The organism is Bdellovibrionales bacterium, from assembly GCA_016714165.1.
Taxonomy (GTDB): Bacteria; Bdellovibrionota; Bdellovibrionia; order Bdellovibrionales; family UBA1609; genus JADJVA01.
Genome location: JADJNU010000001.1, coordinates 1,194,481 through 1,217,597, shown reverse-complemented (window position 1 = coordinate 1,217,597; position 23,117 = coordinate 1,194,481). Strand labels below are relative to the sequence as shown.

The 23,117-nt window shown below is 45.5% G+C and carries 22 protein-coding genes and 1 pseudogene; 12 read left to right on the top strand and 11 right to left on the bottom strand.

The features are described 5' to 3' along the window. The first annotated feature begins 84 nt into the window (after positions 1 to 84). Together IPJ71_05450 and IPJ71_05445 are read left to right on the top strand one after the other, a co-directional pair. On the top strand, positions 85 to 1,302 hold the full coding sequence (locus IPJ71_05450; GenBank protein ID MBK7843129.1) for a hypothetical protein: 1,218 nt from the start codon (positions 85 to 87) through the stop codon (positions 1,300 to 1,302). Positions 1,303 to 1,346: 44 nt separating this feature from the next. After that, on the top strand, positions 1,347 to 1,505 hold the full coding sequence (locus IPJ71_05445) for a hypothetical protein (protein MBK7843128.1): 159 nt from the start codon (positions 1,347 to 1,349) through the stop codon (positions 1,503 to 1,505). Positions 1,506 to 1,766: 261 nt separating this feature from the next. On the opposite strand, the gene IPJ71_05440 is transcribed toward IPJ71_05445, so the two are convergent. Further along, positions 1,767 to 3,248: a radical SAM protein gene (locus tag IPJ71_05440; GenBank protein MBK7843127.1), complete on the bottom strand. Its 1,482-nt coding sequence runs from the start codon at positions 3,246 to 3,248 to the stop codon at positions 1,767 to 1,769. Positions 3,249 to 3,340: 92 nt separating this feature from the next. Between IPJ71_05440 and IPJ71_05435 the strand changes: the two genes are divergently transcribed. Continuing rightward, entirely contained in the window at positions 3,341 to 4,600 is a 1,260-nt protein-coding gene (locus IPJ71_05435) for a DegT/DnrJ/EryC1/StrS family aminotransferase (protein MBK7843126.1), read from the top strand. Here IPJ71_05435 and IPJ71_05430 read toward each other — a convergent pair. Beyond that, positions 4,597 to 5,757, bottom strand: a complete 1,161-nt coding sequence (locus IPJ71_05430) for a patatin-like phospholipase family protein (protein MBK7843125.1) — start codon at positions 5,755 to 5,757, stop codon at positions 4,597 to 4,599. The two genes, IPJ71_05435 and IPJ71_05430, sit on opposite strands and share 4 nt — an antisense overlap. Positions 5,758 to 5,928: 171 nt before the next feature. Here IPJ71_05430 and IPJ71_05425 point away from each other — a divergent pair, with 171 nt between their 5' ends. The 5 genes from IPJ71_05425 (at position 5,929) to IPJ71_05405 (ending at position 10,798) form a co-directional block, all read left to right on the top strand. Further along, positions 5,929 to 6,645 (top strand): peptidylprolyl isomerase, encoded by a 717-nt coding sequence (locus tag IPJ71_05425; protein MBK7843124.1) that lies wholly within the window; start codon positions 5,929 to 5,931, stop codon positions 6,643 to 6,645. Positions 6,646 to 7,076: 431 nt separating this feature from the next. After that, positions 7,077 to 8,498 (top strand): fibronectin type III domain-containing protein, encoded by a 1,422-nt coding sequence (locus tag IPJ71_05420; protein ID MBK7843123.1) that lies wholly within the window; start codon positions 7,077 to 7,079, stop codon positions 8,496 to 8,498. 109 nt (positions 8,499 to 8,607) lie between these two features. After that, positions 8,608 to 8,985, top strand: a complete 378-nt coding sequence (locus tag IPJ71_05415; protein ID MBK7843122.1) for a hypothetical protein — start codon at positions 8,608 to 8,610, stop codon at positions 8,983 to 8,985. Between the two features lie 57 nt (positions 8,986 to 9,042). Next, complete coding sequence (locus tag IPJ71_05410) at positions 9,043 to 10,302, top strand: hypothetical protein (GenBank protein ID MBK7843121.1); 1,260 nt, start codon at positions 9,043 to 9,045, stop codon at positions 10,300 to 10,302. A 67-nt stretch (positions 10,303 to 10,369) separates the two neighbouring features. Further along, positions 10,370 to 10,798: a hypothetical protein gene (locus IPJ71_05405; GenBank protein MBK7843120.1), complete on the top strand. Its 429-nt coding sequence runs from the start codon at positions 10,370 to 10,372 to the stop codon at positions 10,796 to 10,798. A 17-nt stretch (positions 10,799 to 10,815) separates the two neighbouring features. Here IPJ71_05405 and IPJ71_05400 read toward each other — a convergent pair whose 3' ends face one another. Then, positions 10,816 to 11,235: a CBS domain-containing protein gene (locus IPJ71_05400; GenBank protein MBK7843119.1), complete on the bottom strand. Its 420-nt coding sequence runs from the start codon at positions 11,233 to 11,235 to the stop codon at positions 10,816 to 10,818. Positions 11,236 to 11,369: 134 nt separating this feature from the next. Between IPJ71_05400 and IPJ71_05395 the strand changes: the two genes are divergently transcribed. Continuing rightward, positions 11,370 to 11,912: a hypothetical protein gene (locus IPJ71_05395; protein ID MBK7843118.1), complete on the top strand. Its 543-nt coding sequence runs from the start codon at positions 11,370 to 11,372 to the stop codon at positions 11,910 to 11,912. Positions 11,913 to 11,916: 4 nt separating this feature from the next. Here IPJ71_05395 and IPJ71_05390 read toward each other — a convergent pair whose 3' ends face one another. The 8 genes and pseudogenes from IPJ71_05390 to IPJ71_05355 all read right to left on the bottom strand — a co-directional run bounded on the left by IPJ71_05390 (position 11,917) and on the right by IPJ71_05355 (position 20,493). Then, positions 11,917 to 12,795, bottom strand: coding sequence for an endonuclease (locus tag IPJ71_05390; GenBank protein ID MBK7843117.1), 879 nt, complete (start codon positions 12,793 to 12,795; stop codon positions 11,917 to 11,919). 167 nt (positions 12,796 to 12,962) lie between these two features. Continuing rightward, complete coding sequence (locus IPJ71_05385; GenBank protein ID MBK7843116.1) at positions 12,963 to 14,024, bottom strand: alkaline phosphatase family protein; 1,062 nt, start codon at positions 14,022 to 14,024, stop codon at positions 12,963 to 12,965. A 268-nt stretch (positions 14,025 to 14,292) separates the two neighbouring features. Further along, positions 14,293 to 14,931 (bottom strand): hypothetical protein, encoded by a 639-nt coding sequence (locus IPJ71_05380; protein MBK7843115.1) that lies wholly within the window; start codon positions 14,929 to 14,931, stop codon positions 14,293 to 14,295. Positions 14,932 to 14,974: 43 nt separating this feature from the next. Further along, positions 14,975 to 16,138: a hypothetical protein gene (locus tag IPJ71_05375; GenBank protein MBK7843114.1), complete on the bottom strand. Its 1,164-nt coding sequence runs from the start codon at positions 16,136 to 16,138 to the stop codon at positions 14,975 to 14,977. Positions 16,139 to 16,216: 78 nt separating this feature from the next. Next, positions 16,217 to 17,560, bottom strand: a complete 1,344-nt coding sequence (locus IPJ71_05370) for an MFS transporter (GenBank protein MBK7843113.1) — start codon at positions 17,558 to 17,560, stop codon at positions 16,217 to 16,219. 118 nt (positions 17,561 to 17,678) lie between these two features. Then, positions 17,679 to 18,958 (bottom strand): annotated as a pseudogene (locus tag IPJ71_05365) (DEAD/DEAH box helicase). 100 nt (positions 18,959 to 19,058) lie between these two features. Then, entirely contained in the window at positions 19,059 to 19,685 is a 627-nt protein-coding gene (locus tag IPJ71_05360) for a hypothetical protein (GenBank protein MBK7843112.1), read from the bottom strand. Positions 19,686 to 19,785: 100 nt separating this feature from the next. Next, complete coding sequence (locus IPJ71_05355) at positions 19,786 to 20,493, bottom strand: hypothetical protein (protein MBK7843111.1); 708 nt, start codon at positions 20,491 to 20,493, stop codon at positions 19,786 to 19,788. Between the two features lie 241 nt (positions 20,494 to 20,734). On the opposite strand from IPJ71_05355, the gene IPJ71_05350 reads away from it, so the two are divergent. The 3 genes from IPJ71_05350 to IPJ71_05340 all read left to right on the top strand — a co-directional run bounded on the left by IPJ71_05350 (position 20,735) and on the right by IPJ71_05340 (position 23,112). Further along, positions 20,735 to 21,049, top strand: coding sequence for a hypothetical protein (locus tag IPJ71_05350; GenBank protein ID MBK7843110.1), 315 nt, complete (start codon positions 20,735 to 20,737; stop codon positions 21,047 to 21,049). 153 nt (positions 21,050 to 21,202) lie between these two features. Next, positions 21,203 to 21,937: a polyprenol monophosphomannose synthase gene (locus IPJ71_05345; GenBank protein MBK7843109.1), complete on the top strand. Its 735-nt coding sequence runs from the start codon at positions 21,203 to 21,205 to the stop codon at positions 21,935 to 21,937. Continuing rightward, a complete protein-coding gene (locus IPJ71_05340) occupies positions 21,934 to 23,112 on the top strand; it encodes a hypothetical protein (protein MBK7843108.1) in 1,179 nt (392 codons plus the stop codon). The genes IPJ71_05345 and IPJ71_05340 overlap by 4 nt, the downstream gene beginning before the upstream one ends. Positions 23,113 to 23,117: the final 5 nt, after the last annotated feature.

Here is a 23,117-nt window from a genome sequence, read left to right as displayed (position 1 = left end):
GAAAGGTAGTCAAATATGCTGTTGCTTACGTAAGGTCCTCTTTTTTGGACTGAGGCCCTTCGCGCAATTTTTTGAAAGGAATTTGTGAAATCTTCGGTGTCAAGAGCCGCTGATCTGTTTGGATTGCCTTTAGTCAGGAAGCGAATTTCTATATTTGCTCATCCTTATGAGAGTCTGAATCTGCTTCTTCCATTGCTTTTTATAGGTCCCTTGCTTTATTTTGTAACCTCAGCTGAATTTGAATCATCAAATGCCAAAAGAATGTTTGGATTTTTTCTTTCTGGAGCTATTTTTCTTAATTGGGTCCATACGACTTTCACGCTAGGTGCTTTCATTGAATTGCAAAGTTTTCGCAGCTTAGTTCGAGAAAAAAGCAGGGCTACGGGATTTTATTTTCCGGCGAAATTGGTCTTGGTTTATTTTGGATTTTTGGCCTTCTCTCTGTGTTTCTATTTTCCGTTTGGAAAATACTATTCATTTATTCCTGAGATAGGGACCGATAGGCTTATGAATTATCTCAATATTTATGGTAGTTATCACGTCGGTCGACAAACTCAGGGATTGTCCCTTCTTTACAATCGCAGGCTCGAAGCAGGTGGGAAATTGGCGGTCTGGGAATGGATTCGTCTGGGGAGGGCAGATCGAATTGAGCGAGCTTTGTTCTGGATTTGGATAGGTCTACAGGTTGCTTCAGTGACAATTGGTGGGGTCATTCCGATAGGCAATATCTATTGGTTTGATCTTCTTTTTCGTGCAAAGCCAGTTTTGGCGGGCCTTCTGGTGTTGAACGCCATTTTCTTAGTTCCTAAAGTGGGATTGAGTAATAAACCACTGTATCTGTGTCGACTACTTATTCTTTCTATTTCGACGAGTCCTCTTTTCTCAGTACTTTTTATAATGTCGATTCATGGAGTAGAATATTATTTTATTACCCGAACTTTTTTTGATCATGAGAAGGTGAAATGCAGATTCATGGGCATTGGAAGGATCACATGTGTTTTGGCCGGGCTGCATACTTTGATGTGGCTTAGCTCAAAACATCCGATGGGTAACTATTTTTATCGGTGGTTTTTTGAGAACGGGCAGAAAAATCCTGTCTTTATTTTTGTCATTGGGGCAATGGCTGCAACAACTCATCTTTTTCATTTCTATCTGGACGGAGTTCTGTTTCGGTTTAAGGATCCAGCCGTAAGAAAGTGGATTGGACCGCTCTTAGCCGTCAAGCCCGAAACCTCAGAGTCTTCGTCAGAATTGAAAGTTTTTTGTGGCGCTCGTGCGGATCCCAAATACCTTGATATCTGAGAAACATGATACATCGATAGTAAAAGAGACTGCGAACGTAGTTAATGTTCCTGAACTGTCAACTGGTGGATATTTTGGGTATTATGGGAGGAGCGATGCTATTTGTGCTGGCAGGTATTTTGCTGGCCGTGCCCGCCATTGTCATAACCAAAGCCATTCCTCAGAATGCATTTCGTGGCTTGAAGGACTATCGAATAATCTAACAATACTCTTTAGGAGCGACAGCGTTTTTTCCACAGCCTGAAAGTTTCCAAGGGATGAGAAGCAATTATGGAAGCCAATTCAGTTATTGGATAGAACCCCGCCGGCCTGACTTAGGCCGGGCCAGTGCTTCTCATAAATGCCACCTCAACGTCGAATAAGGATTCTAGGTTGGTAAGGCAACAAAAAACGCCGTAATATGACGGCTTATGTATCAGCGCTCAATCCATCAGGTTTTTTGGCGGTTAGAGATGTTAGTAAACTCAGGGTCCATGGCCATGAAGTCGCATGAGCCAGTGCTTGGCTTCTCTTGAGTAAAAGAGACTGCGAACGTAGTTTATGTTCCTGAACTGTCCGTATGGAATTGTCCATAAAAATCCAGCCTGTTTGACGAGCCATTTCTTTTCAATTGCATACTCAAGTTCCCGCTCAAAAATTTTTGAAAACTCCACTCCAAATCGTTTATAAAATTTTTTTTCGTCAATGATCCCGTAGTTCAAGGAGAACAATATGTACTTTGCATACAATTCCTCTTTGGGCAGAGTGTAAACATCGCCAACCAAGGATTGATTTTCTCTTGCCAAAGCGATGTATTGATCAAGCTTCTTAACCTTGAAATACCATGTGTCTCCCAGCCAGCTGGAAGCGTAATTGCCAACGCCAACATAGGGGAGTCCATCCAGAAGTCGACCTTCAAAATAGGCGCTTGTTCCCGTTTCGTCTGGATATCGAGAAAAATTCACGGAGCCATATGGAGCATAATATCCGTGTTTTAAGAGAAAATTGTATCCAACATCGTAGAGACGACCATAGTCATCAAGCGATGGCAAACAGGGCGTCTTTTTTGTTAATGCTCGCCCTTTCCCACGGTACAAGCAGTCGTAGGTTGTAATTGAATCTGGATTCAACTTGATAACTTGTTGGAGGTCTTCCTCCCAATCAGGTTCAGATTGATTTGGTAAACCAAAAATAAGGTCAACATTGAAGCGCTTGAACGGCAAATCGTGAATATTTTTTGCGGCAAGCATTCCCATATCAATCTGTGCGTGTCGATTGACATCCGTCAGGTGTTTGTCGTTGAAGCTTTGAATTCCCATGCTGACGCGACGAACGCCTTGTGACGAGAGCAGAGCCATTTTTTCAGGTTCCATTCCGGCAATTGAGGGCGTGGTTTCTATGCTTGTCCCAAATGGATGCTGAGAAGCTCCTTGAAAGGGTTTCAACGCATTCAGCAATTTTTCGAGGAATTCGATTGGGAGGCGGGTTGGAGTTCCTCCCCCAATATCAATTCCGGGGACGCCATCTGGTCCAATCTGAATCTCAAGATTCCTGAGCTCACTCTGGACGGCCCCCACATAATTTTCGTAAAGAGAACGATGATTTCGTACATCAACAGCGAAATTGCAAAAAAAGCAACGGCTCAAGCAAAATGGCACATGAATATAGAGGAGCCACGGAGCCCCTCTGTCAGGGGAAACTTTGGGATGATCGCTATTTCGAAAATTCTCCTGGAAGTACTCTCTGCGCGGTGGGTATTGAATCGTAAATTCATGAGGGTGACGATAAACAAAATTCATCCATGACTCAAGATCCTGATTTTCGCTTGAGCCTGAAGCGTCCTGAATGACATCTCTGCAATTATTTTGTTTTTGCTTTTGGTCTGCCGATGCCTTATCAGAAAGGGCTATTAACAAGAATAGAACAAGGAAGTGGCGGGCAAAAGGACGGAAATGAAAGTCTCTCATGAGGGACTGGATAGGGGTGCTTTGGCATTTAGTCAAGTTTGCAGCAATCCAGTTTCGAATAGGCCCGATCAAACCTTAGGAGTCTGTAAAACATGCATTTTTTTTGTAAATTTATAATGATTGCGGCCGTTTTAATTTCGGCTGGGACTCATGCCTCAGAAGCGATTCGCTCTTCTTGTGCAGGAAATCTGGGATCATCTCAATTGCCCCGCTACCCTACGACGGGGCAGATTGGACATCGAGGATTTGCGAGGTTCCTCAAGGACAATATGGGAGAGAATAGAAGGAATCTGAAGCTGTTTGCGTCGGAGCTGGCTGATAGATTCAATGTAGCGCAAATGACTCTCGTGAATTCAGGATCCTCAGCAAATCTCGTTGCAGCTGCCGCAGTTAGGGAATTGACTGGAGGAGGACATGCAATTGCTGCAGGTTTTTCATTTCCAACCACTTTGTCTTCTTTGATGGTTTCAGGGTTTGATGTGTCCCTTGTGGATATTAAGCCTGGCGAATTTACGATCGATCCCGAGGCCTTTAAAAGAGCCATTCTTGCTGACACAAAGGTTGTGGTGGTGACACACTTTCTTGGCTTTCCTGTAGATATGAAGCGAATCGCCGAAATTGCGATCGAACATAACATCAAAATTATTCAGGATGCTTGTGAAACTATGAACCTGAACATTGACGGTCGACAGGCCCATGAATTTGGAGATTTCACAACCTGGTCCTTTTATCACCCCCATCACCTCAGTGCATACGGAGGAGGAGCTGTTATATCGAATAATCTAGAAAATTTTCGTTTAACGGATTCCATAGCTCATTGGGGGCGAGCTTGTACATGTCATGTTGATCCTGAATTTTGTACTGCCCCGGAAGGCATGGATCACAATTTTTGGTATGAGAGAGTGGGCTACAATCTTGAGATGAGCGAACTCAACGCGGCCTTTGGCCGTTTTCAGTTGCAGAGTTTTGATAAACAAGAGCTGAGCAGACTGTGGCGATATGAGATTTTGTATAACAGCCTCAGAGATATCCCTCGGGTTCGTGTGTACGAGCTTCCCGGCATAGGTGGATCTCCATTTGTATTCCCGATTACTCTTGATTCGGGGAATGCTCGAGACGTTGCCCGAATTCTTAAATCAAGGGGAGTGGAGGTTCGAAGTTTAATGGGTGGCAATATAGCAGATCACCCTGCTTTCCGGGCCTTGCCGCATGATGGACTGACCAATGTCAGCAGCATGGGCGCTCGTTCTTTTTTTGTCGGAATTCATCAGACTTTGCCCAGAAAAGATGTTGTGGCAGTCGCGAAAATACTGAGAGATGTACTTTCCGGCTACGCGCAAAAAAGTGATTAAGCTCCGAGAAACAGAGCGAGCTCGGCCGTTCGAGCCTTGGTATCACGGTAGCCCAGATCGACGAGTTCCGAGCAATAGTGAGGATCAAAAAGGAGAAAGCTCAAAAGGTCGCTGGTTTCTTCAGCCGATCCCAGTCCTCCCATGAGATAACGAAAAACCTTGGGGAGTCTGTCTCTGTGCTTAAACGCAATCTGTGCAATGTCCTCCGAAGGTCGCAGATAGAAAGGGTAGACGGGCCTGAGACCCATTGGACCGTCTGGGGAGGCATTCTGTCCTAAAGCTTGGTTAATGATGTGGACACGTTCTAAATCAGATTCGATGGCGTCCATAAATATGGAATTGATAATGACCCCAATGATTCGCCCAAGCGTGGCCTGCATGGGGCTCGTGTTTTCTAAATGGAGTCGCCTGGAGGCGCGGATGCCGATCACAATCAAACGATTGGCGCCCAGGTGAACGGCCGGGCTTAAAGGGGCCTGGTTGCGTAAGCAACCATCTCCGTATTCTCGTCCATTCACTTTGACTGGAGGAAAAAAGACTGGAATTGAACTAGAGGCCATAACGTGATCCAGTGTGAGCTCGGATCGGACGCTGTGGCGTCTGGATCGGTTCCACATGGCGAGGTCATCTTTGCCTTGAACAAAAGTAATTCCAAGAGAGGAGGAGTAATCGGTTGCTGACAGACAGACGGCGTGCAGGTGCCCATTGTCCAAATTCTTCTGTATTTGAGCAAAGGGTATGGCAGATTCGAGCAGCTGCCGCAAGGGACCTGTATCAAGAAGGGCCATCGAGTCAGGTCTGAGTTTTTGGCTCAAACCTCCAAACGACAGGCCGCGGATGACTCGGCTGGCGTTAACGGCGATTGTGCCAATGTTATTAGAAAAGACATCTTCGGGTTTGAGGTTTCTCCAGAGTTGGCAAAGTCCTTCGGTGGCGGACTCAAGGTCTTGAGCGTGAGATGCGATGAAGGCGGCATTAATAGCTCCGGCGCTGACTCCAGAAATGATCCTAAAGAGGTCCGGAACTCGAAAGTCTTTGTTGAGCTCGAAAATGGCGCGGATCACACCTGCTTGATAGGCTCCCCTCGCTCCTCCTCCGGAGAGGACGAGTCCTGGACGTTTCTGATTTGCGGGGGAATCTGATTCATTCGTCTTCATGGATGTGGCTTTCTGTATCTGTGTTGAACCTCTCTTATCCTAGCCTTGCATGGTTTGGGACTCAACGCTATCAATCGAGACACTTCCTTGAATGACGATGCGCTCCAATGTTAGTGAAGAGAAGTGTCGCACAACAGGTATTTTCTAAACGAAATTTTCGGGAGGAATCGGATGTTAAAACAAAATATTGCGGTGCTTGCTGCCGCAGCGGTGTTCTTTACTGTGTCTTTGGCTGGAAAGGCTTTGGCTGAAGGAGAAAACAAGGGTAAAACGCAGAAAAAATCCACTTCAGATGGAGAAACTGCAAAGCCTGCTGGAGGGGGATCGAAAGTGGATAAAACGGTCATTGGAAAGGAAAAAAAAGTGAGTCAAGCACCTGAAAAATTCAAGATTGTATTGGATACAACCAAAGGGAAAATCGCTATTGAGGCCACCCGCTCTTGGTCTCCGAAAGGAGTTGATCGTCTTTATGAATTGGTTCAAAGTGGTTTTTTCAAAGACATCGCGTTCTTCCGAGTGGTTGATGGCTTTGTTGTTCAGTTTGGAATTCATGGAGATCCAAAACTGTCTTCGCAATGGAAGAGCAAGAATATCGAAGACGATCCCGTCAAGGAGTCCAATAAAGTTGGAACCATTTCTTTTGCAACAGCGGGCCCTGGAACTCGAACGACCCAATTGTTCATTAATTTGGGCGATAACACTCGACTTGATGGCATGGGCTTTTCTCCCGTGGCAAAAGTCGTTGAAGGCATGGACGTTGTTAAAAAGCTTTACAGTGCATATGGCGAAAGACCTGACCAGGGGGCTATTCAGAGCAGAGGTAACAGCTACCTGAAGGATTCGTTCCCAGAAATGGACTACATCAAGACCGCCGAAATTGCCAAATAGACGGCAGCGTTTCAAAGAGCCTATTGATTTTAAATATGGTCGGTCGTCAAGGGCGACCGGCCTCTTCTATGCCTCATTATATCTCATTTTTGTCTCGTTGAAATGAGACAAAACCTCTCATTGTGGTTCGCTGAATCATAAGAAGTCAGTTTTCAGAGAAATTTAAAAATGATTTGTCGTTTAATTGTTGGGCGTTTTTCAAAGATATAAGTAATTGGTGATCCAACGGCGATCACTGGCCGTTTCAATCTGGGAAACTTCGAAAAAATGTCTAAGTATTTGCAATTTATTTTAAGGACTCTTCATTGTAATCTGAATCTGAATCTGAATCTGAATCTGGTCATGGTTGGATCCGGGAAGAGTCATTGCATGTAAGTTGTCTCCGGTATCAGGAAAAAAGTTGAAACGTTTGCTGTCCTGAGGAGTTCAATATGAGACATTTACATGGATTGGTTGGCTTATTTTGTCTTGCGTCTATTGTCCTTTTTTCTACCGGGTGCCCCCTAAATGAAATGGAACAGGGGGCTCTCGATGCGTCGGTCAATACGCCTCCGGAGCATAACCCTCCAGATCTTGTTCGGAAATTTCCTCCGGACAGTTGTTTTTCCTTTACTCAGTATCAGCCAAAGGCTGAGATCACTAAAAATATTGATGTGTTGTTTATGGTTGATACATCGGGCTCATTGAGTGTAGAGCGGACAGCTATCGGAGATGGAGTAGATGCCTTTGTGGGGGCCTTGCCTTCGGATGCGAATGTGAGAATCGGAATCATGTTGGCGCACGCTGGTGCTTGGTCGGGAAAGCTTTATCGTTACAATGAGGTGGGACCTTTTGTCCTTGATACCGAGACGATGGCTTTGTCTGATATCCGCGCAATTCTTCGTCAGCGAATGGCAAATGTCGCCACAGAGAACGAAACGGATGGTGGAGAAGTTGGTCTTTATTCTTTGTCGCGAGCTTTGGATTCCGATAAGTTAGTTGAGTCTAAGGGGCTTGGTTTCTTTAGAGAAGATGCTGCTTTGTCCCTCGTCTTTGTTGCTGATGAGAACGATATTTGTGCTCGCTATCCGGAGGGCGTAACTCCCGTCTATGATCCAGACCGCAAAGAAATACCTGCTTTTAACAAATATTGCCAACAACTCACTCCAGAGAGTACCTATTTGAAAATTCGAGATCACCAGGGGCAGCGTCCTTTGCTTGTGTCTGGCATTATCTACTTCGAGGAATCAAAATTTCCTGCCGACGGCGAAAATGAAATTGCATATGGTTACACTGACATTATCAGGGCCAACAATGGTTTGATGGTGGATCTTGCTGGAGGCCGTGTGTATGAGGGATTGGCCCAGATCGGAAGTTTAGTGACCAAAAAATTGAACTTAATCACGGAATATCCGTTGGATAATCGAGGTCGCGAAATTGATGAAAACACAATTCAGGCTGAGGTTGATGGGATTGGGGTTCCCTTTAAATTTGAGCCTCTGGTTTCAGAGCTGCATTTGACTGGGTATGCAGGGCTTGAGAACTCAGAAGTGTATATCAGTTACTGTTTGAAGCCGAGCCAAAACCCAGAAACCATTCCAGTCGTCATCACCAAAGTGAAGGTTGAGAACATCACCTCAGTTTCTGCCCAAGTGACATGGACAACAGATTTGTTCTCGTCCTCGCAGGTTGAAGTGACAGAAAGTCTCACTGGTCAAAAATGGAAGACGCCAGTGATCGTAACAGGCGTTCTTAATCATACAGTTGCGCTCAGTGGGTTGGCGGCCAACACCCTTTATTCAATCAGAGTATTTTCTGCCATAGAAGGAGATCCTTCTTTTAGCGGTCCCATCGCATTTCGTACTTTGCGATAACCACTTCTTTGGTCCAGTTACGGGATTCCACCGGCCACTGGTGGAATCTTTACTGACTATTTGAGACATATTTGCTTAAAATTGAGACTCGCCGGTAAGGAGAGTCAAAATGTCAGATCGTCGAAACCTACATCGAGATCGCCGCATTATTGAGCGATTTTCGGATTCAAGGGTCAGAGAAGGTATGGTGCAGATTCGTTTTTGGATTCGGCTAATTATGGGGATGTTAATCCTCATAGTGGTTGGCAGGTTGGCCTATGGTGCGTATTTGGGTGTTGAGCATGTAACGGCCGGTATCTTTGACGCTACATTTTTGTGCATTTACGTTTCCAGTATTTTTCAGTATGATCGTTCGATTGGATATTTTCTGGAAAATGTGTCGGTGAACAGTTTCGAGGTCACAGTGGACCGCCAGAGAAACACGTGGGTGGTTTTTGGAATCCTCAGCTTTCTTTATGTCATCGTTAGCATTGTACTCAGAATATGATCTAATTTTTTTGTGATCTGATTTTTATGGATATGGCCTTTGTTGGGAGACATCAAAATGAAGCGTCTAATTGACTCTCGGTTCCTATTAAATGCTCTAGGTATAAATGTCCTGGGTTTTGCGTTGGTGGCACTTTCTTTGGGAGCCTGTTCTCCCGGAACGAAGAAGGGGGATCCACCGAGTGATGCCTGGAAGGGGCAGATGCAGGAAATGGGTCAAACTCTTGTCGAGATTTATCCTTACGTAGTTAGCTCTAGAGAATTTAATGCTCCAGAGAATCGCATTAAAATTCAAGAGAGCCTGACAAAAATGGCGAGCCTTGCGCATAGTGTTAACAAGGAAAGAGGAAAAACTGATCTGGGCAAGAAATTGGATAAAGATCCCTACCTGTCAGTGATTTCGAGCACTCTGGATCGAGAAATCAGGTTGGCAGTTGAAGGGCTGAAGTCAGGAAAAAGGGATTTCTCTCGGGTGATTCTGAAAAATGCAACTGGCATGTGCGTGCGCTGCCACTCGCGAGGACAATGGGGTCCTGAGTTTGTGGATTGGCAAAAAGAGGCTTCATTTCAGCGCCTCAATCCGATAGAGAAGGGAGATCTCTTGGCTGCTGTGCGCCATTACGATCAGGCAATTCAGCAATACGAAGTTGTTTTATCGGACAACCAACTTGCGGCCACCGAGGCCGAGTCCTGGGTTAAAGCCGGAAATTCGGCTCTGAATGTGGCGGTGCGATCAAAACAAGATCCAGTTGTCGCAGAGCGAATTGTAAACACCATATTGTCAAATTCCAATTTGCCGTCTTACCAGAAAACAAATGTTGAAGAATGGAAAAAGGCGATTCTCTCCTGGAAGGACTCAAAGGAAAAGAAGTCAACATTGAGTCCACTCGCACAAGCCCAACAGATCTTGAAAGAGGCTCGTAAGAATGAAGACTATTGGGGGGATCGCGGGTCCTACATTCATTACTTGCGTGCTTCAGCGCTTCTCCATGATTTTCTACGAACTGAATCATCCTCATTTGAGCAAGCTCAGGCCCTCAATTTATTGGGTGAATCATATGAGGTTATTTCAGAGATGGGTGAGGGAGACGCAAACCAATTTTACTACAAGGCTTGTATCAAGAGATCACCTCACACCAAAGTTGCGGTGGGATGCTATCGGCGACTCGAACAAAATCTGCATATCGAATTCTCGGGAAGTGGCGATATTCGCATGCCACGAATGGCAATGGATGAACTGAGAGTTTTGCGTGATCTGGCATCGCCAGCGGAGTTGGATCCAAGCTCTGAGGGCAAGAGTATGTTTGATCGACAATGAGAGTTGTCCTGAATGTATGGGACATGGAACAGAAGGAAACTGATCCCCCAGTCGGAAGGGTTTAATATTGCTGTTCCTCAAAGGCCTTGCTGTTTTAATCTCCTTTTTCCTTTCGTTTGGAGAGGCCGATGACGAGAATCGTTGGGGGGTCGTGTGCGGTGAGCCGGAGGGAGCAGAGCCTGGATGGAGGGTTTACTTGGTGTCTTCTGGTGCATCTGAAACCAAGGGGATGCTTTTTTTTGAGGGTCCAGCTGGCCTAGAGAAAATCGCGGAGTATCCATGCTCAAGCTCTGAGGCGACCCAGTATTTTGATGGAAATAGAATTTTATTGGATTGTTTTCGGCCTCAAAGTTGGGACAGCGGCTTTGATCTGATGTGGGTGGAAACTCTCGAATCTAAGACTCAACACCTCTATGTGCATGAACTCAATTTTGCGGGGCCAATTTTGCGGAGCCGTTTGAATTGCGAAAATGTCCCAATGGCAGATCCCGGCTAGCTCGACAATGGCCTTGTTCAGTTGTTCGTCTTTTTTGTGACGAATTCGTCAATGGTCTCATTTAAAACAGATTCAAGAAGATCGCGAATCCCCAGCATTCCTTTTAGTTCGCCTTGAGCATCTACCACGGGAAGGTGCCTTATGTGTTTGACCGTCATGACATAAAGGGCATCGTTGATGCTAGCCCCGACTGTGATGGTCGTGACGGGAGAGGACATGATTTCCTTTATGAGAGTCAAATCAGGGTCGAGGTTTTTAGATACAACTCTGTTGAGAAGGTCTCTCTCTGAAAACATTCCAACTAAAGATTTATCCTTCATGACGAGAACTGCCCCGATCTTGTGGGAAGCCATTAAAATAGAAGTCTCTCGAATATTGCTTTCGGGCCTCACTGTAATAACCTCGGTGGCCATGATGTCTTCGATCTTAGTTTTCAAGGGAATCCCCACTTCTCTTTATAAGTTGGATATAAATCAGATTTCTTATGTCTTTCGCTTCAATCATTCTAATCATTTTCCTTTCTGGACTTCAACAAATTGTCATCAGGACCAGACAATGGTAGATTTGTGTGATGACAATAGGGTCTCGTCTTCAGTCCTTACTCTCTCCCAAAAACCTTCGTCTCATTTTTTTGTGTGGCACTATTTTTTTTGTACTTTTGGGATTATTCCAAAATTGTGGACGTTGGCAGGGGGGTATTGAAAGTCCTCATGAAATCTATTCGGACAAATTGATTGAGGAACTCTCCAAGCTCGATCAGTCGGAAAAAGAGAGCCTTTGCAATTCTGCTGCAAACTATTTTTGTCAGAGAATCCGACTTGGGAAGAATCTCTCCTCTCGAGTGATGGCTGAAATGATTTGCATAGATCATGAAGCCTTTCCCCGTCGGGTGTGCATTCAAACTGATATCATTGAAGGCTTTGAATGGGATCAGGATCGGCCTTGTGAAATGTGCAACAAGAAAAATTTTGCCATTCTGGATCGGGCCCAAGAGGAACACTCGTGTTTCAATGCAGCCCTAAAAACACGAACCCTGATTGAACATCGAATCTTCGCCCCCGAACTTTCTGAGGCTCTGACCCGTAGTTACCTTGCGTGCAAGAGCCTCTTCTAGCCAACTAGAAATCGGAAATGAGATCTGAGAGGTAAGGGTGGTCGACAAAGGGATTTCGAGTTCCTTGAAAGTCAAAAACCTTGTCATTTCTATCCTTTTCCTCTTCCGAAACAGGATCTTCGCGATTCCACTTTCTCAGAAAGGCTTCTTGGATTTTGTCGATGGAGTTATTATAGCGAACAGAGAAATAGAATAATGCTCTGGCCAAATTACCTCGCTCTTTTGCCGCCGGCTCAAAGTAAATATTTGAAGGATCTTCAGATATTCGACCCACCTTAACTTCTAGGCATGGAGAAGGAAGGGGATTCTGAACTTCGCCGTAGGGGTGGTTGCCGCGAATCGCGTTCACATGAGTGAGGACTGGATAAAGAATATGGAGATCTGTCTTCTGGGTATTAATGGTTTCGCCTCGATTGAATTTGCTTTGAGGCCAGGCGTGTTCAGTATTTACCAAAGAGGAATCAGGAATACGACCAGGGCCCGGGCCACCTTTTCTACCATAGCTAGAAGAATCAATAGTTTCTTCGCAATAGATCGTGCGCAGTTGATAGCCCCCTTTGGGGCTGACTTCAAGATGGAGCTGCCCAAACAAAAATTGCCTGGCTTCGTTATACGTGAATTTTCGAAATTGAGTGCACTTTGATTTGCTGGGACAGCTTTCAGAAATTTCATCGTAGTCATCTGGATGTCCAATATGAACCTTTTTTAGGATGGCATTGAGCTTATCTTTTAGATCTTGGTTGTTGAGCTTTCCTTGGGCGAGTTCGTTGTAGAAATCTTCACCGTAATAGGAGCGGGGATTATCGAAAACAGGGGCACTTTGAGCTTGCAGAGCTATGAGTAAACTAAAACCCAGTACCTTTCGAATTTCTGATCGCAACATGCTAAATCCCCTTTTTAAACTGGTCCTTGTTAAAATGAGAAAACAGAGAATGTTCCAGGACAGACACAAGTCTAGTTATGCCTTGAATTTGATCAATGAAAAAAATAAGGGAAAAGAATGAGTTTAAAAAACTGGACGTAGGTCTAATCGAAAACAACTACATCCTGTTATTGTTGAAGAACCCATTTGTCATTGTTTATTGCGAAGATTCGATTCCAAGCGGGCTGAGACATTGTGCTGTCTGAATGAAGAGAAAATTCCATTTGCTTGATTCGTCCCGATTGTCCCCAGTCAATTTTGATTCTTCCAAAATTTCGTTCGAACAAAGCGTTCTCTTTTCCGTAGATTTGCTGCAAAACAGATCTGACGACGGACTTTGCGACATGAGTCAGTCCGCTCGACATCAGTTCGTAATAAATATAGCCATCCTCAAGCTTTCGAGTGAGCATTCCACCAAAATGTCGATCTCCCGTTAGAATGGCAAAACCCTTGGGATGAGTGCGTTTGAGAATTGCATTGAAGCGTTCCCAGGAATTGGAAAAATCAATCCACTGCTCGCCTCCGGCCAAGCTAGGAGAGAGCACCGAAAAACTGCTGACGAGAAAATTGGCTTGTGCCGGACTTGTCTTTAGCTCGCTTTCGAGCCAGTGCCATTGCTGTTCTCCCAAAATATCATCAGGAATGTCGTCCGCGTCGGACTTGTGATACCGAGTATCGAGCAAAATAATTTTAATCTGTTGTCCTGGAGGGCCCATGAGGTAAGACGTGTATAAGCCCTTCTGTTGCCGACGGGAACTGACTGGCGGCTCACCAATGAAATCTAAAAAATATTGCTGAGCAATATCCTTGAGCTTCCACTTGCGACCGGCATTATTCTTTCCATAATCGTGATCGTCCCAGGTTCCGATAATCGGCGTTTTCTGTACAAATTGCGCGTAGTCTGGCTGTTGAAGTTGAATTTGAAATTTTTCTTTGAGCAACTGGGGATTTCGAGTGTCTCCGTAAATGGCGTCTCCCATCCAAATATAAAACTGCGGTTTGATGGCAGTGAGAGCGGGCCAAAGCGGCTGAGGGAGAGTCTCCTTGTTGCAGGATCCGAAGGAAAATTGAGTGACAGGCTCGAAAATTTCAACTTTTGAATTGGCAAAGCAGAGCTGCTGAAACTGAAACAAAAGACAAACAACAAACGAAAACAATCGTGCGGTGAATTTCACGTAGGTTGCGAACATGTCCCTTTGCCCCCCCGGACCAGAAATCCTCATCATTCTCTCTTTTACAAAGTTCCAAAATCAAGACTCGCTAAGTCGAAGATGCGAAGCTCTCTCTTTAGGATTCGAAGGGAGGGAGGTGGATAGCACATCTGAGACGCACAAGATTAAGTATTTTCACAGAATTACAGAATTGGTTAATATTTTCAAATGGATGCACTTTGCCAGGGACTGAGTTTTTGATTCGCATTCAATGTCATTGAATCTTAGGTGTCGAGGACACCGCCTTTCAATATTTGACAAAAAAGGCTCGATTCAAGGAGGAGTTGACCAAGTTTCCAACAATGAAAAGTTCGTTAGGAACTCGGCCAAACTTGCACTCGGAAACAAGCGTCTCTGAGGAGCTGGTCAAATAGGCAACTTTCGGTGGCATCGTGCCGCTAGGGTTTGTGACCCAACAAGGGGCTTTTCCATCCTGCTCTCTATCGGCGACAAAAGAAACATGGCTGCCATCAGGAGATATTTCAAACCCATAAACATCACCGTTATCTATCATGTCTGTTCCGCTCAAGCGGACGGGCGTTCCTCCTGCAGCAGGTATGGAATATAATTCCTTTTTATCGTCTGTATGAAAATCGCCAACAAACAAAACCCGGGAGCTATCTGGGGTAAACGAGGCAGGATAGTAAAATCCGCCACCGGTGACGGGATCAGGACTTAGTTTCACAGCTCCACCACCGCCAATAGGCACCAAATACAGTTCGGCTTCGCCATTCAAATCGACATCAGCCCTGTAAAGGACCTTGCTCGAATCAGGACTGATGACCTCAAAGCAACACGGGCCCATTTCAGAGCTGGCAAATGGGGGGTTCAAACGGACGGGTGAGCCGGGTACGCCCGAAATATCGAATGAAAAATATTCGAACACTCCCTCGACTGAGAGGTCGGCAATAAAGACAACATAGTTTGCATTATTTGAAATCTCGAAAAAGGGGTCTGACGTTTTTATTGGTTCCGCTCAAATCGGCGTGAAGTTTCACGCTGCTCGCAGCAAGATTCGCCGTTGCCAAAAAGAGCTCAGTGTTGTCCCAATCGTCTTGTTCTGCTACGTAAATGACCTTTTGAGTTCCAGGCACAACCGAGAAGGATTTGATTTCACCGCTAAATATTAAATCGGGATGAAGTTGAACGCTTCCTTGAGCGACGAGGTTAGAGGAATACAAAAAGTCAAAGGGTGTCATTATATCTTTTCTGGCCATGTAGACAATAAATTGGGAATCTGAAGTGAATTGTGGTGCAGTAATGGGAGTACTCACTTGACGATCACTTACAGTGATATTGGGACCCCCCAAGACGGGAGCAAGGATGAGGTCGTTGAATCCGTTTCCATCGCCATCAGCCACAAAGGCCACTTTCGTCGAATCCGGAGAGACATAGAAATGGCTGAAGTGCGGAATCATCGAGGATCCCAAAATCGGAGCACTTATTCTTCGATGGTCGCTTCCATCTGGAAATACTGAATAGATGGCGGTCCCGTCAGTTGTGCTGTTGGCGGCATAAATAATGCGAGTCTTGTCCGGAGTCAGTTGGGACCCGAACAACGTGTGGCTCGTGTCCGCAAGCTGACTGAGCTTTATTATTGTCCGTGTTGAAAGATTTTGGCTGTAAATTTCGCCGAAGGAGCCGCCGGCAAGATCTGTCTCATAAATCAGGTATTGATTGCCAGCCGAAAGCTGGAAAGTCCAGGAGTAGGGGTTCTCAGAACCGAATTCTTCTGGAAATGGCGATAGCTCAAGTTGGGTTGAAATACCTAGACTGTCCACTATTCTGAGCAGCACCCGCGAACTCATTGAGCCGAACTGAACCATTCGGCTTGCGAGATCAAAGCTGGCATCTCCTTCCAAGACTGAGGCCGAATAAGGCGGCTGACCGCCGGTTATATCAATTTGATATTGGCCGTTTACAAATGTCAGAGAGTTTGGACCTGAGGCTTTGAGTTTGACCGATGAGCCGTCGTCGTTGCCCATGTTTCCCTGTATTGTATTGTAGACATTCAGGCAGGACGAAAATGAGAAAAGGGTGAACAAGATTCCGCCGAAGGCAGGCAGCCATTTTTGATCCAACCAACGTCCCATAATTGACCTCTATATATCTCGCTCATGTCCTTATCGGCGACAGAGAGAGATTTCTTTAAGTCTCTCTCCTTGAGATCTCTATTTGATTTTGTTGAAGTCTGTGTCTGAGTCAGAAGAATCGATGGATGCGACCACAGGGCGTTCCATTGCTCCAAGGCTGGGTCGGATCGCGAGAGGACGAGTGAATAGCCATTGGCGCACAGAGATCTGTGAGAGAAGAATTCCAGGAAAAAAGAAGAGAGCGCACAGACGTAAGGAGGTTGACCAATTGAAAAGACTTTCGTAGGCGGAGAGGCTTTGTCCGTGTTGGTAAAGGTACCAGCCTCCACTTGCGGATCCAATCAAAATGGAAAAAGTTTGCATGAAATTGAACAGAGTGAGAACAGGAGTCTTGTCTTGAGACCGGATTCCATTAAAGAGCAGCAGGAATGTAACAAGCTCATAGGTGCCCCACGCGGTGCCACTGAGCACCTGCAAACAAAGCAAATATCCAAAATTGTGGGAGACATTCCAGAGCATCGGGAGCGGAATAACGCCCAGGACCGCAAAAAGTAAGACTCGCTCAGATTTCCATTTTCTTAGATAGCGCCTGAGGAAAAAGAGAGTGAGCACTCTGGCTACGATGGAGGTGCTGAGCATGCTCATGTATTTTCCGTAGCTCATTCCAAGCCCCTTCAACATGAGTGGATTAAAAAAAACGGCGCCCACATGAACGCCTATTCCAAGAATGAACATAAATAAAAAAAGTTTTCCGGTTACCTGTCCACGTATTTGCTGAATGATGGATCGGTATTGAAGTGAATGCGATACTTCGATTGGAATTCCTCCTGCCGACTGGTTGGAGAGGTGATAAGCCGAGATGATTCGAAAAATTCCAGCCACAAGAAAGAGAAAAAAGAAGCTTGAATTCACAGGGACATCTTGTGATTTTGAAATACCAAGCCACCATCCTCCGAGAAGAATTCCCGCCAACACAGCCCCCTGACTGATCACGTTGCGGGTTGCAAAAAATGGAGTCCGTATTTTGACGGGAATGATTGTTCCCATCCAGGCATTCCACGCGGGTCCGTTGGCCATACCCGTTGCCCAGTAGAGAGAGGCAAGGAGAAAAATGAGATTCAGAGAGAGAAGCTCAAAATACGCTTGCAAGGAAAGCATGAACAGAACAACGGCCTGCGCGAATGACGTCAACACAACCCACTGTTTCATGGATTTCATTTTTCTCATCATCAAAGGTGAAACCATCTGCAAAAGGCCTCCCGCAAGCAAGGGGAAGGAAGTGATCCACCCAGCCGAGAGATCGGAGTATCCCAACGCCAAGACGAAGGCCGCCAAATAGGTTTCCCCTGACCCAACCATGAGATTCTGAAAAAGAGCATCGCCATAACTTGAGCTGACATTTTGCCGAAGCTGTTGATTCAAAGGTTTAGACCCTCCTTTGAGCTGCTAATCTAGTCTGACTCAAATGATCTTTGATCTGAAGGGATGAAACAAAATAACGCAAATCGCCAGGTGTTGGACATTTGCGAAAGGGGGGAGCTTAAGGATTTCTTCTTCGGCCGCGGGATTGGCGACCACTCTGAGAAAAACGAGATTTTCGGCCTTCACGGCGGCTTTCGATAAGGGCCTTTGCCTTTCCTGGGCTCATGATGCGAGCTTGGGAGGCCTCTTCTGAGTGATATGGTTGATCAATTACAATATCGATCTGATGGCTTATTTTCTTCTCGATCGCAAAGAGAAAGGACTTCTCCTCTGCCGTACAAAAAGAAATAGCGTCACCGTCCGCACCTGCTCGGGCCGTGCGTCCGATTCGATGCACATAGTCTTCGGGAACAATGGGCAATTCATAATTGATGACATGAGTAATGCCTTCGACATCGATCCCACGAGATGCGATATCTGTTGCGACAAGAACGCGGACCTGATCACGGTCGAAGTCTCCAAGCGCTCGTTGACGCGCGCTCTGTGATTTATTGCCGTGAATTGCAGCCGCTGAAATCCCATTCGTCTGCAGTTTTTCAGACACTCTGTCTGCTACATGCTTCATTGCAACAAAAACCAGGACTTTATGAAGCTCGTTGCCTTTTAGGACATGTACCAAAAGATTTGGTTTGTCCTTTTTCTCAACAAACATGACGGATTGTTTGATCCGCTCAACGGTCGTCGCAGGAGGTGTGACTTCCACCTTTTGGGGGTTTCGCAAAATAGACTGGGCAAGACTCTGAATTTCAGCTGGCATCGTTGCCGAAAAAAACAAATTATGTCTCCTGGCTGGAAGCAGAGGAATGATTTTCCTGACGTCCCTTAAGAAACCCATATCCAACATGCGATCTGCTTCATCGAGCACAAATATTTCGATGCGGTCCAGCCGAAGATGCCTTTGGTCAATAAGGTCCAGAAGTCGGCCAGGAGTCGCAACAAGAACGTCGACACCTTGAGCGAGATCTCGAACTTGGTTCCCCTGCCCCACGCCGCCAAAAATGGCAGTGTATTTCAGTCGCAAATACTTTCCGTAGGTGACCAGGTTTTTTGAATTTGGCTTGCCAGTTCTCGAGTTGGGGTCAGAATCAAAGCGCGGGGGCTGCGGGGGACAGGACGAACTTGCCGATTGAAAAAGTGGTTGAGAATTGGAAGGCAAAAGGCCGCCGTTTTTCCTGTCCCAGTCTGGGCAATTCCCAAAAGGTCATGACCCTCTAATATCAATGGGATGGCAAGCTGCTGAATGGGAGTTGGGATTTTGTATCCAGCTTCCTTAATAGAGAGCTGAATCTGAGGGATAAGTTTAAGATCTGAGAACAGAATGTTTGAAGTGTGGATCATAGGTCCAATCTTGTAGATTCCCCCTTGTACCCCAAAAAGCGAACAGCTGATTCAATATTTTGAATGTTCTATAAATTTTTCACCATTTGAACCTGAAGGTCTACTTGTCTTTAAATTCCTTTTCAAGGATATCAAGGCTCTCGGGAGTTGCCATTTTGCGGAAGGCACTTTCTTTTTTTGTAAGACTGAGAGTGCTGAAAATCCATAAGACGACATAGCCACAATAAAGTGTGATTAAGAATCGACTCAGCGAGCGCCTGGGGAGCCGAAAATGTTCAACAAAACCAATCAGCAAGAGAATTCCTGTGACCGCTAATCCTATGAGGCCAATGGGCTTTAGAAGCGGAGACAAGATGATCATTACGATAAAAGGAAGGTTGGCCATTACGGTCAGAACATAGAGTTTACGAAATTGAACTTCGGCCTGATAGAAAAACAAGAACGTATAATAGAAAAAACCAGAGATGATAAAGTGACACGCGATTGAGGAGATGGGAAAAAAAATAAGACCCAGAAAAACACCAGACACACTCTGGGCAACAAAACCTGAAAGCATCCCGCAAAGAGAACTAAGAGATCCCTGAATGACGATAATTGTGGGCCAATCCCATTCAGGAATGTTGCGAATTCCAATGACGGGATTTTTAAAATAATTCAAAAGGAAAATCAAAATTTCCTTTGCTTTTAGTTTTAAATTTATCCAATCCAATGGTTGTTCTTTCTGCATATTCTAATGGAACCATTTCGTCGGTGAGTCGGCAAGAGAAATGGCAAACAAACGGCTAGGGGCCTGGTCAATAGATCATAAGATCCGGATCTGAAACTCCTCAAAAATGGGCTCCGACCTTTAGGGAAGCGTCAAGTGCGGAGCGGTCAGCACTATCGGTTACCATAGCCGAACGATAGCTGAGACCAGCGCCCAATGAAAGCTCACGGGTAATAGGGGTATCGACGCTCAGAGAGAAAATGGACGACGGAGTTGAATATTCTTGTGTTTCAACCTGATTTGCCATCCTTGTCTTTAGCTCGAGAAAGCGTGCTGCTAGACCAAAGCCAAAATGCAATTTGACTGAAGGAGACAGAGGCGTCCGGTAGATGAGGCTCAGGTCGAATTCTTGGAGAGTCGTAGAGACTGTCCGATCGAACTCGGCATCTGAATATCTTCTGATCGAACCCTCTGCCATCCAGTTGAGAGAAAACAGATCAATGCCAAGACTTGCCTCAACTCCATTCTGAAATCCTGATAGTTTTGTTCCTTTTGAATTTTTGAGTGAAAGTAGACTTGTGACAAGTCCAACGCCTCCGTGAATCTGGACGTTGGCCAGTGGGTCGGTGTCAGATTCTCTGTGTCTCAATTGTGAGGAGTTGAGGCCCTTCACAATGGAATCATAATTGAGGTAGGAGTCTTCATCTGTCTGGGCCCAAGAAAGGCTTGCAGGCGCGAGACTTACTAGAGCAACTGGAAACATAAAGGCCATCCTTGCCACCTGATGAAGAAGAAAAGAAGCTCTAAAATGGAATTCAAATAAAGACATCAGGTTTCCCCGCTTTCTTTGCCAGTGTAGCAAAGCTTTGGGAAATTGTAAAAAACTCGTCTTTGCAAATCTCAGAACAGCGGTGAGAATAGGAGGAACGAACAAGTAAAGGTGTGGATGATGGGCCTAAAACCAGACAAATGTTTGTGTGCTTTCTGTCGTCTCGAAAGGCGCGTTTATCGAAAAAAAGCATATCTCCATGATAAATGTCCTTCTCTCATTTTTCGTGAGCGCTCTCAGCATGGCTATCTTCTGGGAGAACGCAGATGCCCGAGCGCTTCTCTTTTTTGTTATTTTTCTTTCAGTTGCGGAGATATTTATTCAGGTTCGTTGGCGGTTAACATTGTCATGCCCATTTTGTGGATTTGATCCGGTTCTTTATCTTCGCAGCCCCGCTCAGGCGACGGTGAAGGTTAAGAAAAAGCTTGAAGAAAGCAGGAACAGCCCTGCGCTGCTTTCAGCCCATAACCCCTGGACTTACCTTGAGAAAATATCTGTTAGGCCGCAAAGTCACAGCGCAACAGAAGATTCATTCAGTTCCAAGGTCGAAGTATAACTGCAAGCTTGCAATCTGAGTCGATTTGACGTTACCTCCTTTTTAGTTTCTATTATCATCATTATGATCATATTGATGGTGCGAGGGTTTTCGGTAATAAAATAGTTCTTCAGAGGCAAGCCCGGTTTGACTTGGCAGCGAGTGGTATTTGGCATGTTGGAAAAAACTTTAATAATTATTCCCACCTATAACGAAGCAGAAAATGTTGTCGATTTGATAAAGGAGATTCGTCAAAGGAGTCCTCATGTCCATATCTTGGTGGTTGATGATAATTCCCCTGATGGGACTGCCGATCGAGTTGAAGCTCTTGGTGGCAAGAGTGAGTATGCGGAAGCGGTCCATGTCTTGCGCCGCCCAGGAAAACAGGGTTTAGGTCGAGCCTATATTGCGGGCTTTCGTTGGGGGCTTGAGCGCAACTATGATATTTTAGTTGAGATGGACGCAGACTTTTCCCACAGGCCATCTGACTTGGCAAATCTTCTTGCTGCTCTTGGGGGCCATGATTTTGCCATCGGATCCAGGTGGGTTCGCCAAGGAAGAACTCTGAATTGGAGTATTTGGAGAAAATTGATCAGTATCGGAGGGAGTATTTATTCTCGATTTATTTTGGGCTATCCCATTCGTGATTGGACAGGTGGGTTCAATGCCTGGCGTTCGAGAGTTTTAAAAGAAATAGGCCTCGATGAGATCTATTCAGAGGGATATAGTTTTCAGATAGAGTTAAAATATCGGGCGAGCTCCTGTGGATTTCGCGGAATTGAAGTGCCGATAACCTTTGATGAACGCAGAGAGGGGAAAAGCAAGATGTCAGGTCGCATAGTTTTGGAGGCCTTATACCGGGTCTGGTGGATACGCTTTCAAGTATTGTCCGTAAAAGGGAAGGGATGAAAGTCATTTATTTTGTCCTGAGCCTATTTCTCGCAATCCCCGCATTTGGTGAGAATGAGGAAAGGTCAGATGGCGCTTCTCCTGCTTCGGCGGAATCGGCCTCACCTTCAAGTTACGAGAGCGAGGCTGAGGCCAAAACCGAGCCAAAGAGCGGTGGTGAAAGCAAGCCAGTCGGTAAAGATGAGAAGCCAGAGAAAGAGGATAAGGCGCCTCGGGCAGAGTCCCTCCCTCTCATCTCCAATCCTCCTAAAAGGCTGAGTTCTCCCCAGTCAAAATCGGGAGAGTCCAATAGGGCAAAAGGAGGAGGTGAGCAATCTAAAGCCAAGCAATCCAAGAAGAAAAAGAGCAAAGCCAAGAATTCAAAAGGAGATGCAAAAGGTCAGTGGGCCGTGGTTCAGACTGATGGAGCAGCCGCGTATAAATTTCCTAATTTTGATTCTCCTGTATTGGAATACCTTGAGTCGGGAAGAAAGGTACGAATTTCACAGAAAATTTTTCAGGGAATTGGGGGGTTCGGTACCTTTTATAAAGTAAAAATATCCGAAAAGGCATTTGGATATATAGCTGACGTTGATGTTGTATCTGAACACAAGGCGAGGTCGAGTGGAAGGAGTATCGCGGCGATTCAAAAGAACCCCTTTTCTCGAAGCCCTCAAGCAGAGGACCTTGACCAAGTGCCGATTTTTTTTACCCGGTATATGGGTGGAATTCTGGGTTCCGTCAATTATGCTGAGAAGTTTTCGGGAAACCGATTGAGTTCAAGTGAGGCGGTTTTTGGATTAAGATTGTCGGGTCCTGGCGCATTGGTTGATGGTTTGCCACTCGATTTCTCCCTCTTGTTTCATTCTGGTGCGCCGACTTATTATTCCGAGAGAATTGCGGAGGGCAATCCGTCAGGATTTTTTTTGATCAGCGATGTTTTTATGCCCTACCCTTTTCTTCAGACAAGCAATGCTTTGGTCAGCTGGGGGCTCGGACTTATGGGGACCTACACGCGGTTTAATTTGCTGGTTAAAAATACAATTTTTGATTCGCAAGAGGCCAGGATTGGGCTGGCGGCCCAACTGGGATTTACTTATCGATTTGGGAAGTTTGCAGTTCGCCTTGAGGCTAAATATTACTACGAGAAAACAGACTATACCGGGTATTTTGCCACGATCATGCACAAATATTAACCGAA